The sequence below is a fragment of the Pseudomonas sp. GXZC genome (assembly GCF_026967615.1).
Taxonomy (GTDB): Bacteria; Pseudomonadota; Gammaproteobacteria; order Pseudomonadales; family Pseudomonadaceae; genus Aquipseudomonas; species Aquipseudomonas azotoformans_A.
In genome coordinates, this window is sequence record NZ_CP114115.1 from 476,382 (window position 1) to 493,326 (window position 16,945).

General features: G+C 60.5%; 14 protein-coding genes. 10 read left to right on the top strand and 4 right to left on the bottom strand.

From position 1 onward, the window contains the following. The first annotated feature begins 181 nt into the window (after positions 1-181). From OZ428_RS02335 to OZ428_RS02350, 4 genes are all read left to right on the top strand, one after another. Positions 182-2,632 (top strand): glycogen/starch/alpha-glucan phosphorylase, encoded by a 2,451-nt coding sequence (locus OZ428_RS02335; protein WP_033897710.1) that lies wholly within the window; start codon positions 182-184, stop codon positions 2,630-2,632. Positions 2,633-2,716: 84 nt separating this feature from the next. Beyond that, positions 2,717-5,767, top strand: coding sequence for a DUF2339 domain-containing protein (locus OZ428_RS02340; RefSeq protein WP_269132578.1), 3,051 nt, complete (start codon positions 2,717-2,719; stop codon positions 5,765-5,767). Further along, positions 5,767-7,122, top strand: a complete 1,356-nt coding sequence (locus tag OZ428_RS02345) for a DUF3999 domain-containing protein (RefSeq protein WP_269132579.1) — start codon at positions 5,767-5,769, stop codon at positions 7,120-7,122. The genes OZ428_RS02340 and OZ428_RS02345 overlap by 1 nt, the downstream gene beginning before the upstream one ends. A gap of 109 nt (positions 7,123-7,231) precedes the next feature. Further along, positions 7,232-8,242 carry a class 1 fructose-bisphosphatase gene (locus tag OZ428_RS02350; RefSeq protein WP_133076478.1) on the top strand — a complete coding sequence of 337 codons (1,011 nt, stop codon included), beginning with the start codon at positions 7,232-7,234 and terminating at the stop codon, positions 8,240-8,242. Between the two features lie 56 nt (positions 8,243-8,298). On the opposite strand, the gene OZ428_RS02355 is transcribed toward OZ428_RS02350, so the two are convergent. Together OZ428_RS02355 and OZ428_RS02360 are read right to left on the bottom strand one after the other, a co-directional pair. Beyond that, on the bottom strand, positions 8,299-8,622 hold the full coding sequence (locus tag OZ428_RS02355) for a type II toxin-antitoxin system RelE/ParE family toxin (RefSeq protein ID WP_269132580.1): 324 nt from the start codon (positions 8,620-8,622) through the stop codon (positions 8,299-8,301). Next, positions 8,619-8,891 carry a type II toxin-antitoxin system Phd/YefM family antitoxin gene (locus tag OZ428_RS02360; RefSeq protein ID WP_269132581.1) on the bottom strand — a complete coding sequence of 91 codons (273 nt, stop codon included), beginning with the start codon at positions 8,889-8,891 and terminating at the stop codon, positions 8,619-8,621. Before OZ428_RS02360 ends, OZ428_RS02355 begins: the two co-directional genes overlap by 4 nt. A gap of 222 nt (positions 8,892-9,113) precedes the next feature. Between OZ428_RS02360 and OZ428_RS02365 the strand changes: the two genes are divergently transcribed. Together OZ428_RS02365 and OZ428_RS02370 are read left to right on the top strand one after the other, a co-directional pair. Continuing rightward, positions 9,114-9,368 (top strand): lipoprotein, encoded by a 255-nt coding sequence (locus OZ428_RS02365; protein ID WP_033897714.1) that lies wholly within the window; start codon positions 9,114-9,116, stop codon positions 9,366-9,368. Positions 9,369-9,398: 30 nt separating this feature from the next. After that, entirely contained in the window at positions 9,399-9,968 is a 570-nt protein-coding gene (locus tag OZ428_RS02370) for a lipocalin family protein (RefSeq protein ID WP_028615380.1), read from the top strand. Positions 9,969-10,098: 130 nt separating this feature from the next. On the opposite strand, the gene OZ428_RS02375 is transcribed toward OZ428_RS02370, so the two are convergent. Continuing rightward, positions 10,099-11,463 carry a formimidoylglutamate deiminase gene (locus tag OZ428_RS02375; RefSeq protein ID WP_269132582.1) on the bottom strand — a complete coding sequence of 455 codons (1,365 nt, stop codon included), beginning with the start codon at positions 11,461-11,463 and terminating at the stop codon, positions 10,099-10,101. Positions 11,464-11,610: 147 nt separating this feature from the next. On the opposite strand from OZ428_RS02375, the gene hutC reads away from it, so the two are divergent. Continuing rightward, a complete protein-coding gene (gene hutC, locus OZ428_RS02380) occupies positions 11,611-12,321 on the top strand; it encodes a histidine utilization repressor (protein ID WP_232920667.1) in 711 nt (236 codons plus the stop codon). After that, the gene (locus OZ428_RS02385) at positions 12,318-12,875 is read left to right on the top strand and encodes a HutD/Ves family protein (protein ID WP_269132583.1); all 558 of its coding nucleotides are present in this window, start codon (positions 12,318-12,320) and stop codon (positions 12,873-12,875) included. The genes hutC and OZ428_RS02385 overlap by 4 nt, the downstream gene beginning before the upstream one ends. Before the next feature lie 42 nt (positions 12,876-12,917). Here the strand turns inward: OZ428_RS02385 and OZ428_RS02390 are convergent, their stop codons facing one another. Beyond that, positions 12,918-13,265 carry a hypothetical protein gene (locus tag OZ428_RS02390; RefSeq protein WP_269132584.1) on the bottom strand — a complete coding sequence of 116 codons (348 nt, stop codon included), beginning with the start codon at positions 13,263-13,265 and terminating at the stop codon, positions 12,918-12,920. A gap of 505 nt (positions 13,266-13,770) precedes the next feature. On the opposite strand from OZ428_RS02390, the gene hutU reads away from it, so the two are divergent. Both hutU and OZ428_RS02400 read left to right on the top strand, forming a co-directional pair. Next, positions 13,771-15,456: a urocanate hydratase gene (gene hutU / locus OZ428_RS02395; RefSeq protein WP_269132585.1), complete on the top strand. Its 1,686-nt coding sequence runs from the start codon at positions 13,771-13,773 to the stop codon at positions 15,454-15,456. A 43-nt stretch (positions 15,457-15,499) separates the two neighbouring features. Next, a complete protein-coding gene (locus tag OZ428_RS02400; protein WP_269132586.1) occupies positions 15,500-16,945 on the top strand; it encodes a purine-cytosine permease family protein in 1,446 nt (481 codons plus the stop codon).

Consider the following 16,945-nt stretch of genomic DNA (forward strand, 5'->3'; position numbering starts at 1 on the left):
TTTGAACAATATTTTGTGGGTTTCGGCCAGAAGGCGTGCGTTTGCCAAAAGCAGGCACGGCCAATGCATCAAAACCCTGCAAAGGTAAATGCGTTAAAAAAGTGCCGAACCAGAGCGTCTACCGTCTGTCAGACCGTCTAGGCTCTAGCAACTCCTTCTATCTCGCCCGAGGTCGCAATTGATGTCTCAGGAACCACTTGCACGAGAAGCAGAGGTAGCCGCATTTCGCGATGCCGTCTTGACCAAACTCACCTACGCGGTGGGCAAGGACCCGGATCACGCCTTCGACCACGACTGGTTTGAAGCCATTGCCCTGGCCGCGCGCGACCAGATGGTCGATCACTGGATGGACCACACCCGGCGCATCTACCGCAAAGGCCAGAAGCGGGTTTACTACCTTTCCCTGGAATTCCTCATCGGCCGCTTGCTCTATGACAGCCTGAGCAACCTCGGCGTGCTGGAGATTGCGCGCGAAGCGCTATCGGAGCTGGGCGTCGACCTGGAGCGCATCCGCCTGCTGGAGCCCGATGCCGCGCTCGGTAACGGTGGCCTGGGCCGCCTGGCGGCGTGCTTCATGGAAAGCATGTCGACCCTGGGTGTGGCCGGCCACGGTTATGGCATCCGTTATGAACACGGCCTGTTCCGCCAGGCGATTGTCGATGGTTGGCAACAGGAGCAGACCGAACACTGGCTGGACTTCGGCAACCCCTGGGAATTCGAACGCCCTGAAGTGGTGTACCCGATCGGCTTTGGTGGCAGCGTCGAAACCCTGGATGACGGCACCGGCAAGATGGTTCAGCGGTGGACCCCCAATGAAACCGTGCGCGCCATTGCCTATGACACGCCGGTGGTCGGCTGGCGCGGCGCCAGCGTCAACACCCTGCGCCTTTGGCGTGCCCGTGCGGTGGAAGACCTGCACCTGGAGCGCTTCAACGCCGGTGATCACCTGGGCGCCGTCGCCGAAGTAGCGCGTGCCGAAAGCATCTCCCGAGTGCTTTACCCGGCCGACAGCACCGAAGCGGGGCAGGAACTGCGCCTGCGCCAGGAATATTTCTTCGTCGCCGCCTCCCTGCAAGACCTGCTGCGCCGCCACAAGAATATGCACGGCTCAGTGCTGAGCCTGGGCGAACATGCCGCGATCCAGCTCAACGACACTCACCCGTCCATCGCCGTGGCCGAGTTGATGCGCCAATTGGTCGACCTGCACGACATTCCGTGGGAAGCCGCCTGGGATGTAACCGTCGAAACCCTCTCCTACACCAACCACACCCTGTTGCCCGAAGCGCTGGAAACCTGGCCGGTTGGCTTGATGGAACGCATGCTGCCCCGGCACATGCAGATCATCTACCTGATCAACGCCCAACACATCGATTCGCTGCGCGCCAAAGGCATCCATGACTTTGACGTGCTGCGCGCCGTGTCCCTGATCGAAGAAGACAACGGTCGTCGCGTGCGCATGGGTAACCTGGCGTTCCTCGGTTCCCACAGCGTCAACGGCGTGTCCGGCCTGCACACCCAATTGATGCGCAGCACGGTGTTCTCGGAGCTGCACAAGCTGTACCCGGAGCGCATCAACAACAAAACCAACGGCATTACCTTCCGTCGCTGGCTGTACCAGGCCAACCCCAAGCTCACGTCCATGCTGGTGGAGGCACTCGGCCCGGACATCCTCGACAAGCCCGAAGAACGGCTGGTGGAGCTTGAGCCATTTGCCGAAAAACAGACGTTCCGCAAGGCCTTCGCTGAGCAACGTCTGCACAGTAAGCGGGCGCTGGCGGACATCATTCATGAGCGCCTGGGCATTGCAGTCAACCCGGCGGCGATGTTCGACGTGCAGGTCAAGCGGATCCACGAATACAAGCGTCAACTGCTCAACCTGCTGCACACCGTGGCGTTGTACCAGGCGATCCGCGCCGAACCGGGCACCGACTGGGTGCCGAGGGTGAAGATCTTCTCCGGCAAGGCGGCGGCCAGTTATCACCAGGCCAAGTTGATCATCAAGTTGACCAACGATATCGCCCGTACGGTCAACAACGACCCGACCGTGCGCGGTTTGCTCAAGGTGGTGTTCCTGCCCAACTACAACGTTAGCCTGGCGGAAAGCATCATCCCGGCGGCGGACTTGTCGGAGCAGATTTCCACTGCCGGCTTCGAAGCGTCGGGCACCAGCAACATGAAATTCGGCCTCAACGGCGCGCTGACCATCGGCACCATGGACGGCGCCAACGTGGAAATGCATGAACGTGTGGGCGCCGAGCACATGTTTATCTTCGGCCTCAGTGCGCAGCAGGTTGAAGCCCGCAAGCACGCGGGTGAATTCAATGCGGGTCCTGATATCGCGGCGTCTCACCGCTTGAACGACGTGTTGCAAGCGATCCGTGGCGGGGTGTTCTCGCCGGATGATCCGGGCCGTTATGTAGGGTTGATCGATGGGCTGATCGACTACGACCGCTTTTTGGTGTGTGCCGACTTCGATTCGTACTGGGACGCCCAGGCGCGGGTCGAGGCGCATTGGCATGATTCCAAGGCCTGGTGGCGTTCGGCGGTGCTGAATACGGCGCGTATGGGCTGGTTCAGTTCGGATCGTACGATCAGGGAGTACGCCACGGAGATCTGGAAAGCCCTCGACTGAGTTTTCCAGATCTGTGCCCCAAGGCCCAACCTCTGTTGGGCCTTGTCGATATACTAGGCCTCGGTTTGCTTAGGGATATCGACCATGCAATGGATTTTCATGCTGATTGGCCTGGTGCTCGGCTGGACGCTCGACGAGTCGTTCAGTGATGCGGGCATGGGTGCGCTGCTGGGGTTGGGCATTGGCCAGGCGATTCGCCTGGCGCAGCTGTCGGCCAAGGCGGACCAGCAGGCACGTCAGTTGGAAACCACGCAGAAGTCGCTGATTGCGCTGGGCGAGCGCCTGAGGCAGTTGGAAGTCCCTGCGCCTGCAAGCAGCATGAGGGTTGAACCCTCTGTTCCCGAATCGGCACCTGTCGCCAAGTCACCCGAATTGGTGTGGGAGCTGCCTGCCGAATTGGCACCCGTTGCCCTGGTCCCGGAGCCGAGCCAGCCGCTACCGGATGACCTGTGGACCCAAGCGCCGACGCCTAAAGAACCCGCAACCCCTCGCGGCCCCAACCTGATCGAACGCGCCATCGAAGGTGCGCGCAATTGGCTGCTCGGCGGCAACACCGTGCTGCGCGTCGGCGTGGTGCTGTTATTCCTCGGCCTGGCCTTCCTACTGCGTTATGCCACTGAAGGCATGGTGGTGCCGATCGAGTTGCGTTACGCCGGTGTTGCCGCCGCTGCGCTGGGCCTGTTGGGTCTGGGCTGGTGGCTGCGGCTGCGTAACAGCAACTACGGCTTGATGCTGCAAGGTGCGGGTATTGCGGTGTTGTACCTCACGGTGTTTGCGGCGATGCGTTTGCACCCGCTGATCGATCCCGGCGCGGCAATGGGGTTGCTGGTCGCCGTCACGGTATTTTCGGCGATCCTGGCGATCACCCAGGATGCGCTCGGCCTGGCCTGTGCGGCGGCGTTGGGCGGTTTTGCGGCGCCGATCCTGGTATCGACCGGCGCCGGAAGCCATGTGGCGCTGTTCAGCTACTTTGCGTTGCTCAATGCCGGCATTCTCGCAATTGCCTGGTTCAAAGCCTGGCGCCTGCTGAACGTGATCGGTTTTGTGGGCACCTTCGGGATTGGTTTCGCCTGGGGCATGCGCTCCTACACGCCGGAGCTGTTGTGGAGCACCGAGCCGTTCCTGATCCTGTTTTTCACGATGTACCTGGCCATCGGCCTGTTGTACGCCCGGCGCACATTGCTGGAGGCGGGCGAGGGCGACAGCCTGGGTGCGCAATGGCGCAAGGGCGACTATGTCGACGGCACCTTGTTGTTCGGCCCGCCGCTGGTGGGTTTTGGCTTGCAGTTCGCGCTGGTGCAACACCTTGAGTTCGCCGCGGCGTTCAGTGCGCTGGGCCTGGGCATCCTTTACATGGTCTTGGCCCGTGTACTGAGTGGCGGGCGCGCCGTGCTCCTGACGGAAACCTGCCTGGCCCTGGGCGTGATCTTCGCCAGCCTGGCCATCCCCTTGGGGCTCGATGCGCGCTGGACGGCTGCGGCGTGGGCTGTCGAAGGCGCCGGGATCTTCTGGCTCGGTCTGCGCCAGTATCGCCCTGTGGCGCGCGCGTTCGCCTTGTTGCTGCAACTGGGTTCGCTGCTCGCCTTCCTCAGCGAGCTGCGCGATGGCCAGGACACGTTGCTGCAGGGGCCTCCACTAGGGGCGTTGTTGCTGGGCGCGGCATTGTTGTTCAGCTTTTATCAACTACACAAAGCCGCGCCGGAGCAGACCCGGCGTTGGGAGCGCATCGGCGCTCCGGCACTCGCCGTACTCGGCCTGGGTTGCGCCTACCTTCTGGCGCCGCTGTTGTTTTCGACCCAAGGCAGCATCGTCAGTTGGGCGGTTGCGGGCCTCGCGACCGTGTGGGCGGGCCAGCGAATCGGCTCGCCCGTGGTGGTGCGCTGTGGCGTTGCTGTGCAAGTGCTCGCCGGCGCGCTGTTTGCGCTCGACCCGGTGAACAATGCCTGGACACCGATGATCATTGCCTTGGCGGCAATGCTCGGCGCCTGGCGCTTGCCCCGTGGCCGCTTGTCCGCAGGTCTGCTGGCCTGGGGCGTGGCGTGGTGGGCGTTGGCGGTGATCATTGAAGTGTGGCGCCTGGCGCCTGCATCTTTGCACGCTGCGCTGTTGCTGCTGGCGGCTGCGCTGAGCGGGGTGATCTGGACAACACTGGCGCTGCGTTTGCGCTGGGTGGCGTTGGGTATCGCCAGCACGTTGCTGATGCCTGCGGCGGGCCTGGTGTTGTGGGGCGCGTGGACCGAGTATTACCACCCGGCCGCGCAGTTCGGCTGGCTGGCCTGGCTGGCGGTGTTCGTGGTGCATTTCATCTCGCTGCGGCGTTTAGCAACGGTGGTGCCCGGCAAAGTGCTGAGCGCGGCTCATGTGCTGGGCTGCTGGATGCTGATCGGCGTGCTGGCGCTGGAACTGCGTTACGGTTTGCTGGTGCTGTCGAGCGAATACAACGCCTGGCGCTGGCTGGGCTGGGCGATCCTGCCAAGCCTGTACCTGGTGCTGGCCGCCGCGCCGCGCAGTTGGCCGTGGCCAGTTTGCGCGTACCCAAGGGAGTACCGCGTGCTCGCCGCATTGCCCCTGGCGGTGCTGATGCTCGGTTGGTTCTGGCTGGCGAATTTCTTCAGTGACGGCACGGCCAAGCCGCTGCCCTATGTGCCGCTGCTCAACCCGCTGGACCTGGGCCTGCTGTTCGCATTGCTGGGCATTTACCTGTGGTTGCGCAGTGTGGCGCCGCAGCGCGGGCCGCGTGTCGAGTTGATCGCTCAGGGCGTGGCAGGCATTTCGCTATTTGCCTTCTTTACCGCGGTGGTGATGCGTACCGCCCACCATTGGGGCGGCGTGCCGTTTCATCTGGATGCGCTGCTCGAGTCCATGCTGGTGCAGGCGGGCCTGTCGATCGTCTGGACCCTGATCGCCCTCGGCCTGATGATCGGCGGCCACCTGCGTCATCGCCGCGAAGTGTGGCTGATCGGCGCGGCTCTGATTGCCGTGGTGGTGGCCAAGCTGTTCTTTGTCGAACTGAGCAATCGTGGCGGCTTGGCGCGGATTGTGTCGTTTATCGGCGTGGGCGGTTTGTTGCTGGTGGTGGGCTACTTTGCGCCGCTGCCGCCCAAACGCGTTGAAACTGAGGGAGCGTCTTCTTGATGGGCAAGCTGAGTCTGAGTGGGTTGACGGTGTGGATGCTGTGCTCGGCGGCGTTTGCTCAAGAACGTCCGGCTGATTTCGCCACCCAGGTGCCGCTGGCCGTGAGCGGCACGGGGCCCTGGTATCGCCTGGAACTGCCATTGGCGGTTCAACTAAGTGCACGCCAGGCCGATCTCAGCGATGTGCGGGTATTCAACGCTGCCGGTGAACCCCAGGCCTATGCGTTGTCGCGTCAGTCCGCGCAACGCTCCGAGACTCGCAACGTCACCGACGTGAAGTGGTTCCCGCTGTACGCTGCCGACACTCAAGCAGCCTTGCCCGACGTGGTGATGAAGGCCACCACCACAGGCACCTTGGTGGAAATCACGCCATCCTCTGCGCCCAAACCCGGCAAGCAAGTGCTGCGCGGCTGGGTGTTGGACGCCAGTGCAATCAAGGCGCCTTTGCAGCAATTGAGCCTGGACTGGAGCCATGAGCAGGAGGGCTTCCAGCGTTTCAGCATTGAAGCCAGTGATGACTTGCAGCACTGGCAAGCCTGGGGCGATGGGCAGGTGGCGCGCTTGTCATTTGCCGACGAACGGGTCGAGCAGCATGACGTGAGTCTGCCGGGGCAATCGGCGCGTTACCTGCGTCTGGTCTGGCAAGGCCAGGCAGCGCCATTGCTGACCTCTGCCCAGTTGGTGAGTGCCACCCGCAGCCACTTGCCCCAGCCATTGGTATGGTCGCAACCCTTGGCGGGCACGCGGCTCAAGGCCGGGGAATACAGCTGGCAGTTGCCCACGGGGCTGAGTCTTGAGCGGCTGCGCATCGAGTTGAAACAACCCAACACCCTGGCGCCCGTGACGCTGGCGGGGCGCAGGGACAGCAAACAGGCCTGGCAGCCCCTGAGCAATGGCGTGCTGTATCGCCTGACCCAGAATGGCCGGGACGTGGTGCAGAATGAGTTGCAGCTGCCGGGCCAGACGGTTGCCGAGCTCAAGTTGACTGTCGATGAGCGCGGTGGCGGCCTGGGTGTCGAGGCGCCGGCGCTGCGTTTTGCGGTACGTGCCACGCAATTGGTGTTCCTGGCACGGGGCGAGCCGCCGTTCACCCTGGCGTTGGGCAATGCGTCGGCCAAGGCGGCGAACCTTCCGCTCTCGACCTTGATCCCCGACTACAGCGCCGAGCGTCTCAAGACGTTGGGGCAGGCAACGGTCACCGGGGAAATCGCCACTGCGCCGCCCGCCGTCGCGCCCGCTGCCGATGCCGGAACAGACTGGAAAAAACTCGGCCTCTGGGCCGTGTTGCTGCTCGGCGTGGCGGCATTGGGCGCCATGGCCTACAGTTTGCTGCGCAAGCCGCCGGTGGCACGTTAAATAAAGTCCATGAACTCTATTGGGTTTAAATCCTCTGATAGGAGGAAATACGCCCCGACTCGCGTTAAACTGCGCGGGTTTTCAAGCCCCCCCTTTTCCGGAGCCTTACATGTCCCGCGTTACCTTGAGTCGCTATTTGATTGAGCAGACCCGCAGCAACAACACGCCTGCCGATCTGCGCTTCCTTATCGAAGTGGTGGCGCGTGCTTGCAAGGAAATCAGCCACGCCGTGTCCAAAGGCGCACTGGGTGGTGTTCTGGGCAGCATGGGCACCGAAAACGTGCAGGGCGAAGTGCAGAAGAAACTCGACGTGATCTCCAACGAGATTCTGCTCGAAGCCAACGAATGGGGCGGTCACCTGGCCGGCATGGCGTCCGAAGAAATGGACAATGCCTACCAGATCCCCGGCAAATACCCGAAAGGCGCCTACCTGCTGGTGTTCGACCCACTGGACGGCTCGTCCAACATCGACATCAACGCACCGGTCGGCACCATCTTCTCGGTACTGCGTTGCCCGAATGAATACCTGAGCCAGAACGAGCCGCTGAACGAGAAAGCGTTCCTGCAGCCAGGCACCCAACAGGTTGCTGCCGGCTACGCCATCTATGGCCCGCAAACCATGCTGGTGCTGACCCTGGGCGATGGCGTCAAAGGCTTCACCCTGGACCGTGAAATGGGCAGCTTCGTACTGACTCACGAAGACATCACCATTCCTGCGTCCACTCAGGAATTTGCGATCAACATGTCCAACCAGCGTCACTGGGAAGAGCCTGTCACTCGCTACGTGGGCGAGCTGATGGCCGGCGAAGAAGGCCCGTTGAAGAAAAACTTCAACATGCGCTGGGTGGCCGCAATGGTTGCCGACGTGCACCGTATCCTGACCCGTGGTGGCCTGTTCATGTACCCACGCGACAGCCGCGAGCCGTCCAAGCCAGGCAAACTGCGCCTGATGTACGAAGCCAACCCGATGTCCTTCCTGGTTGAGCAAGCCGGCGGCGCGTCCACCGACGGCCACCAGCGCATCCTCGACATCCAGCCTGAAGGCCTGCACCAGCGTGTGGCGGTGTTCCTGGGTTCGAAGGAAGAAGTTGAGCGGGTGACGGCGTATCACAAGGCGTAAGACCTTGAGCTAAAAAATAAACCCCGGAGTGCTGTCAGCATTCCGGGGTTTTTTGCTTATTGGATGAGGTGTTTTAGCAGCAGCGCCTGCAGGCTTTTGCGAGTGTCGGCGATGATATGAATGAAGACGCTTTGATCACGAATCTCATAGATGATCTGGTTCATGCCGCTAACCACTTGCCGATAATGACTGAGATTCAGCTTCTCGATTTCTTCGGGTATCGAGCCTGCATAGGGTTGAGTCTCAAGGCGGCGAATGGCTTGTTTCAAAGCGTCATAGGACTGCTGCCAGGTCGATGTGGAAAACTGCCGGATGAGGTATGACTTGATGTCCTTGAGGTCGTTTTTTGCCGAGTGGAGAATCACAACCCTGAAGGTCATTGGGCGTCGTCCTTGTCCAGTTCAGCGAACACGTCCTCCATCTCCTGGAACTGCCCCAATTCAATCTGCCGGTTGCCCAAGGCCAACAGTTTTAATAACGCCATGGTTTCTGCCTGTTCCTCAAAACTCTTCACATCCATCACGACCAACTTGGCCTCACCATTTTGGGTGATAACCAGCGGCTCGCGGCTTTCAGAGAGTGTTTTGACGATTTCGGCGGTATGACTTTTCAGGTAACTGATCGGTTTTATCTGGGATGAGAATTTCACGGTAAGACCCTCGCTCGACGACAGGACTGATTTTAGTCTTTATTCGGTCTTATAAAGCGCGCGTCCGATGAAAGGTTGATCGTTACGCGTTCGAAAACACGGTGAAAAGGGCCCGTTCACAGAAAAAATAAATACCAACCCTCATCGGGAACCAGACACCTCTTTTCCCTTCTAAGCTTCTGGCAGATACCCACGCTGCTTCGTCCCTCCAGGAGTTTTTCCATGTCGTTACGCCGTCTCGCTTTGCTGGCTTTTTGCGTGCTGTTGGCCGCTTGCAGCAAGGTCAACCAAGAAAATTATCAAAAATTGTCGGCTGGCATGGCCAAGGCTGAGGTGGAGTCGTTGCTGGGTAAGCCGACCGATTGTTCCGGCGCGCTGGGTATGTCCAGCTGCACCTGGGGCGATAAAAACAGCTTTATCAGCGTTCAATATGCCGGTGACAAGGTTCTGATGTTTTCCGGGCAAGGCCTGAAGTAAACCGGGGCGAGAGCCTGCGGGAGAAGAAGAATGATGCGTTTTGTTTTGTTCCTTTGTGCCAGCCTGTTTTTGGCGGGCTGCGCCAGCCATTCTGGCGATGATCTGCAACCCAAGACAGCGAGCAACGTCAACCTCAAGCGTTACCAGGGCACCTGGTATGAGTTGGCTCGATTGCCGATGTACTTCCAGCGCAATTGCGCGCAGTCCGAAGCCCGCTACACCTTGCTGCCCGATGGCGACATGTCGGTGTTCAACCGCTGCCTGACGACCGAATGGAAGTGGGAAGAAGCCAAAGGCACCGCCACCCCGCAAGTGCCGGGCAAGACCGACAAGCTCTGGGTGGAATTCAATAACTGGTTCACCGCGCTGTTGCCGGGCGTTGCCAAGGGCGATTACTGGGTGTTGTACGTCAGTGATGACTACAAGACCGCGATTGTGGGCAGCCCGAGCCGGCGGTACATGTGGATATTGTCGCGCACGCCGACGGTCAGTGCGGACACCCGCGAAGACCTGCTGAGCAGGGCGCGGCAGCAGGGGTATGACACCACGCGATTGATCTGGCGTACGTCGGACAAGCAGATGGCGAAGACCTCGCAATAACCCTGGGTCACCGCCGATCAAAAAATGTGGGAGCTGGCTTGCCTGCGATAGCGTCACTGAGGTGTAACTGATACACCGAGGTGCCTGTATCGCAGGCAAGCCAGCTCCCACATTTGTTATGTGTCGCTGGTTAGCCCAGTAGATCTCTCAAGACGTGCGTGAACGCCCGGCCGCTTTCTTCCTCACCGGCATGATGCCCATCGCGCACCACCCACTTTCCGTTCACCAGCACGTCCCGCACCTGCCGATCGCCGCCCGCGAACAACCAGCGGTTGAGAATTCCGTCCTCAGTCGCCGTGGCCAGGTAGGGATCATTGCCATCCAGCACTATCCAATCCGCACGCTTGCCCACTTCCAGCCGACCAATCGGCTGGCCCAATGCCTGGGCACCGCCGTCCAGCGCGGCGTCAAACAGCGTACGGCCGACCATCGGCTGATCACTGCGATACAAACGATTACGCCGCTGATCGCGCAGGCGCTGACCATATTCCAACCAGCGCAGCTCTTCTACCACGCTCAATGACACATGGCTGTCGGAGCCGATGCCCATGCGTCCGCCCTGGGCGAGAAAATCCACCGCCGGGAAGATCCCATCACCCAGGTTGGCCTCGGTGGTCAGGCACAAGCCGGCAATCGCGCGGCTCTTGGCCATGCGTGCGACTTCATCCGCATCGGCATGAGTGGCGTGCACCAGGCACCAGCGTTCATCCACTTCAACATTGTCATACAGCCATTGCAGCGGGCGTTTGCCGCTCCAGGCCAGGCAGTCGTCGACTTCCTTTTGCTGTTCGGCGATGTGGATATGCACCGGGCACGCCTTGTCGTTGGCGGCCAGCACATCATTGATCTGCTGCGGCGTGACTGCGCGCAACGAGTGGAAGCACAGCCCCAACTGCTGCGCCGGTTGTGCGGCGAGGAGGGGTTTCAACCGCGCCTGCAGGTCCAGGTAGTTTTCAGTGCTGTTGATAAACCGCCGCTGGCCGTCATTAGGCGATTGGCCGCCAAACCCCGAGTGGGTGTACAGCACGGGCAGCAATGTCAGGCCAATCCCGCTGCTGGCCGCCGCCTGGCTGATCTGTCGCGACAGTTCCGTGCGATCGGCATACGGCTGGCCGCTGACGTCATGGTGCACATAGTGAAATTCGGCTACCGAGGTGTAGCCGGCCTTGAGCATCTCGATATACAGCTGGCGCGCGATCACCTGCAATTGATCCGGGCTGATCTTGCCCACCATGCGGTACATCAGGTCGCGCCAGGTCCAGAAACTGTCATTCGGGTTGCCAGCAACTTCCGCCAAACCCGCCATGGCGCGTTGAAACGCATGGGAATGCAGGTTCGGCATACCCGCCAACACCGGGCCTCTCAGCCGTTCGGCACCCTCTGCGCTGGCATTGGCCTCAACCTTTGTCAGCCGCCCATCGGCGCTGACTTCAAGACGTACATCGTTGGCCCATCCATTAGGCAGCAGCGCGCGTTCGGCAAAGAAAGCGGACATGATCAAGGCACCCCGGTCGTGTGTTTATTTGTATATACATATACAGACGTTTGCCTGCTCGGTAAACTCCGGCAATCTATGCATCTTTTCCCCCTGCAAGGATTCCCTGTGCCGACTCCGCCTGCCAAGTCTTCGCTGGCTGCCCACATGGACGAAAGTCCGGCGCCCTTGTATGCCCGCGTCAAACAGATGATCAGCCAGCAGATTCTCAACGGCAACTGGCCGCCCCATTACCGCGTGCCGTCGGAGAGCGAACTGGTCAGCCAGCTGGGGTTCAGCCGCATGACCATCAACCGTGCCCTGCGCGAGCTCACCGCTGAAGGTTTGCTGGTGCGCATGCAAGGTGTCGGCACCTTTGTCGCTGAGCCCAAGAGCCAGTCAGCCCTGTTCGAAGTGCATAACATTGCCGATGAGATCGCCTCCCGCGGTCATCGGCATACCTGCCAAGTCATCCACCTGGGCGAAGAGGCTGCCGGTTCCGAGCGCGCCGTTGCCTTGGAGATGCGTGAAGGCGGGCGCGTTTTCCATTCGTTGATCGTGCACTTCGAAAACGATATTCCCGTGCAAATCGAAGACCGTTTCGTCAACGCCCTGGTCGCGCCGGAATATCTGCAACAGGATTTCACCCAGCAAACGCCGTACGCCTACCTGAACCAAGTAGCGCCGCTGACCGAAGGCGAGCACGTGGTGGAAGCCATCCTTGCCGACGCCGCCGAGTGCAAGCTGCTGCAGATCGAACCCACCGAGCCGTGCCTGTTGATTCGCCGACGCACCTGGTCGGGTCGCCAGCCGGTGACCGCCGCGCGTTTGATCCACCCCGGTTCCCGTCACAGCCTGGAAGGACGTTTCAGTAAATGAGTTCCGTAAAAGTCTGGCGCGCCGCCGATTACGTGCGCATGCCGTGGAAAAACGGCGGCGGCAGCACTGAAGAAATCACCCGAGATGCCGGTACAGGGCTGGATGGCTTTGGTTGGCGCTTGTCGATTGCGGATATCGCTGAGTCCGGCGGGTTCTCCACCTTTGCCGGCTACCAGCGCGTGATCACCGTGATCCAGGGCGCCGGCATGGTGTTGACCGTAGATGGCGAGGAGCAGCGCGGGTTGTTACCGCTGCAAGCCTTTGCGTTCAAGGGTGACAGCCAGGTGTCATGCCGTTTGATCACCGGGCCGATTCGCGACTTCAACCTGATCTATTCGCCCCAGCGTTACCACGCACGGCTGCAATGGATCGATGGCGAACAGCGCTTCTTCAGCACCGCGCAGACGGTGCTGGTGTTCAGTGTTGCGGATGAAGTGAAGGTGCTGGACCAGAAACTTGGCCATCACGACTGCCTGCAAGTGGACGGTAACACTGACCTGCTGGAGGTTACCGTGAGCGGTCGCTGTTGCGTTATCGAACTGAGCAACCGCTGAGCGCTTGTATGACCGGCGCTCAGCCAGTATGGAGAGATGGGTTTACTTAACGCACATCAGTTGAAAGCCCATCGAAGAATCGCCAGCGGGTTTGTTGTCTCCCACTTTCAGCGTTAAAACGTTGACGTAGTTGATCGCCGGGACGCTCCCCAACTTGGCGTGGCCGTAGAAAATGTGATCATTGGAGCTGACGTCCGTCACCGACACGGTGCAAAACCGTGGCGCGTCCTTGAACACCCCCGGCACAAACCTGACTTTGTAATCGGAGAAGTAATCAGGTTGGGCGGTGAGTTTCACGTCCTTGATCCACTTGGGTGACTGCGCAGTAACTTTTCCTGTTTTATCAAGGGTCGCAGTAAAGGTGGCGGCAATGGCCTGGACTGAAGCCATGCTTGTCGCCATGAGTACGATAAAGATGCCTGCCCGTTTTAGAGTGGTCACGATAAGTCTTCCAGGGTGTTGGGTGTGTGAAAGCCGACTCTAAACCACTGAATATACGAAAAAATCCGTTTTTACTGGGCTACAGATAACTCAGAAAAATCGTCGTTGGGACGCACCTTTTGCCTGGCAGGTCAGGCGCGCTATTTCACTGCTACGCATGCCCACCCTCGCTTCCCAACCGTGCGCACCATTTTGTTACCGAATGCCCCAATGCGGCGCAACGCTGCGTTGGAGTGACAAGCCCCTCTCCCGGCAAGAAACGTCTGCAAGAAATTTCATCAAGCCTCAAAGCCTCAATTTCCAAGGCTTGCACACCCCTTCACAAAAAATCCCGACGACGCCTTTCTAAAGTTGGCCGCTTGATTGCATATGCTTGTATGTACAAGTAAAGATGTGTGCGTAAGACTCTCCTTCGCACCATCCATGTTCGCGCATCGTGCCGAGGAGTCCAGCAGTGACCGATTTTTCTAAAGCCAAGCCTACAAAATACCGCGACGTCGAAATCCGTGCCGCCCACGGTAACAAGCTCACCGCCAAAAGCTGGCTGACTGAAGCGCCGCTGCGCATGCTGATGAACAACCTCGACCCGCAAGTGGCCGAGAACCCGAAAGAATTGGTGGTGTACGGCGGTATCGGCCGTGCGGCGCGCAACTGGGAGTGCTACGACCAGATCGTCGAGAGCCTCACTAACCTGAATGACGACGAAACCCTGCTGGTGCAATCCGGCAAGCCGGTCGGCGTGTTCAAAACCCACAGCAATGCCCCGCGTGTACTGATCGCCAACTCCAACCTGGTGCCGCACTGGGCCAGTTGGGAACACTTCAACGAACTGGATGCCAAGGGCCTGGCCATGTACGGCCAGATGACCGCGGGCAGCTGGATCTACATCGGCAGCCAGGGCATCGTCCAAGGCACCTACGAAACCTTCGTCGAAGCCGGTCGCCAGCATTACAACAGCGACCTGACTGGCCGTTGGGTACTCACCGCCGGTCTCGGCGGCATGGGCGGCGCGCAACCTTTGGCCGCAACCCTCGCCGGCGCGTGCTCGCTGAACATTGAGTGCCAGCAGGTCAGCATCGACTTCCGCCTCAACAGCCGTTATGTCGACGAACAAGCCACCGATCTCGACGATGCTTTGGCGCGTATCGCCAAGTACACCAAGGAAGGCAAGGCCATCTCCATTGCCCTGCTGGGTAACGCCGCAGAAATCCTGCCGGAACTGGTCAAGCGCGGCGTGCGCCCGGACATGGTCACCGACCAGACCAGCGCCCACGACCCACTCAACGGCTACCTGCCAGCCGGCTGGACCTGGGACGAATACCGCGCCCGCGCCAAGACCGAGCCGGCTGCTGTGATCAAGGCCGCCAAGCAGTCGATGGCCGTGCACATCAAAGCCATGCTGGAATTCCAGAAACAAGGCATCCCGACCTTCGACTACGGCAACAACATCCGCCAGATGGCCCAGGAAGAAGGCGTGGAAAACGCCTTCGACTTCCCAGGTTTCGTCCCGGCCTATATCCGTCCACTGTTTTGCCGTGGCATCGGCCCGTTCCGTTGGGCGGCACTGTCCGGCGACCCACAAGACATCTACAAGACCGACGCCAAGGTCAAAGAACTGATCCCCGACGACGCCCACCTGCACAACTGGCTGGACATGGCGCGCGAGCGCATCAGCTTCCAGGGCCTGCCGGCGCGTATCTGCTGGGTGGGCCTGGGCCAGCGCGCCAAGCTCGGCCTGGCGTTCAACGAAATGGTACGCAGCGGCGAGCTGTCGGCACCGGTGGTGATCGGCCGTGACCACCTCGACTCCGGCTCGGTATCCAGCCCGAACCGCGAAACCGAAGCCATGCAGGACGGTTCCGACGCCGTGTCCGACTGGCCGCTGCTCAACGCCTTGCTCAACACCGCCAGCGGCGCGACCTGGGTTTCGCTGCACCACGGCGGCGGCGTGGGCATGGGCTTCTCCCAGCACTCCGGCATGGTCATCGTCTGCGACGGTACCGACGAAGCGGCCGAGCGTATTGCCCGAGTACTGCACAACGACCCGGCCACCGGGGTGATGCGACACGCAGACGCCGGCTACCAGATCGCGATTGATTGCGCCAAGGAGCAGGGCTTGAACCTGCCGATGATCAAGTAAGCCAGCACCCCCCTGAAAACAATCCATCAGAGGTTGAACATCCATGGCTGCAAATGACACCACCCCGTTGATCGAGAAACGTTCGATCGACTACATCCCGGAAGCGGAAAGACACGGTCGTCTATTGAGCCAGTTCACTCTGTGGATGGGTGCCAACCTGCAGATCACCGCGATTGTCACCGGGGCCTTGGCCGTGGTGCTGGGCGGTGATGTGTTCTGGTCGTTGATCGGCCTGTTGGTCGGTCAATTGATCGGCGGCGGCGTGATGGCGTTGCATGCGGCGCAAGGGCCCAAGCTGGGCCTGCCGCAGATGATCTCCAGCCGGGTGCAGTTTGGCGTGTACGGCGCGGCGATTCCGATCGTGCTGGTGTGCCTGATGTACCTCGGCTTCACCGCCACCGGCACGGTATTGTCCGGTCAGGCGCTGGGCCAGTTGTTCGGGGTCAGCGACAGCACTGGCATCTTGATTTTCGCCAGTGTCATCGTGCTGGTCACGGTGCTCGGTTATCGGGTGATCCACTTCATCGGTCGCGTTGCCAGCGTCATTGGCGTGATCGCCTTTGTCTACCTGTTCAGTCGTCTGATGAGCCAGACCGACGTTGGCGCACTCCTGCAGATCCGCCACTTCAGCTGGAGCAGTTTCCTGCTGGCGGTGTCGCTTGCGGCGTCCTGGCAGATCGCTTTCGGCCCTTACGTGGCGGACTACTCACGCTATTTGCCGAGCAAGACCTCTTCGGTAAAAACCTTTCTCGCCGCCGGTGCCGGTTCGGTGATTGGCGCCCAGGTGGCGATGGTCCTCGGCGTGTTTGCCGCGGCCATGTCCAACGGGCAATTCGCCGGTCATGAAGTGGCCTACATCGTCGGCTTGAGTGGCACTGGGGCCACTGCGGCGCTGCTGTACTTCAGCATCGCGTTCGGCAAGGTCACCATCTCCACGCTGAACTCCTACGGCAGCTTCATGTGCATTGCCACCATCATCAGCGGCTTCCGTGGCCGCCTGGAGGTCACGCGCTTGCAACGCCTGGTGTTCGTGCTGGCGATTGTCGGCACCGCAACCTTGATCGCCTTGCTCGGCCAGCATTCGTTCCTCGGCGCGTTCAAGTCTTTCATCCTGTTCCTGCTGGCGTTCTTCACGCCCTGGAGCGCGATCAACCTGGTGGACTACTACTGCATCACCCGTGAGCGTTATGACGTACCGGCGCTGGCCGATCCGAACGGTCGCTACGGTCGCTGGAACCTGCTGGGGATCAGCGTGTACGTGTTCGGCGTGCTGGTGCAATTGCCGTTCATCTCCACCAAGTTCTACACCGGTCCTTTGGTGGCTGCGCTGGGTGATGTGGACATTTCCTGGATCATCGGTCTGGTACTGCCGGCAGCGCTGTATTACCTGTGTGCGAAAAAATGGCACGGCACGGTGCCCGATCAACTGATCCTGCCGACAGAGCAGGGCGCTATACCAAGAACAAACGGGCTGGCGGCACAAGCCTGA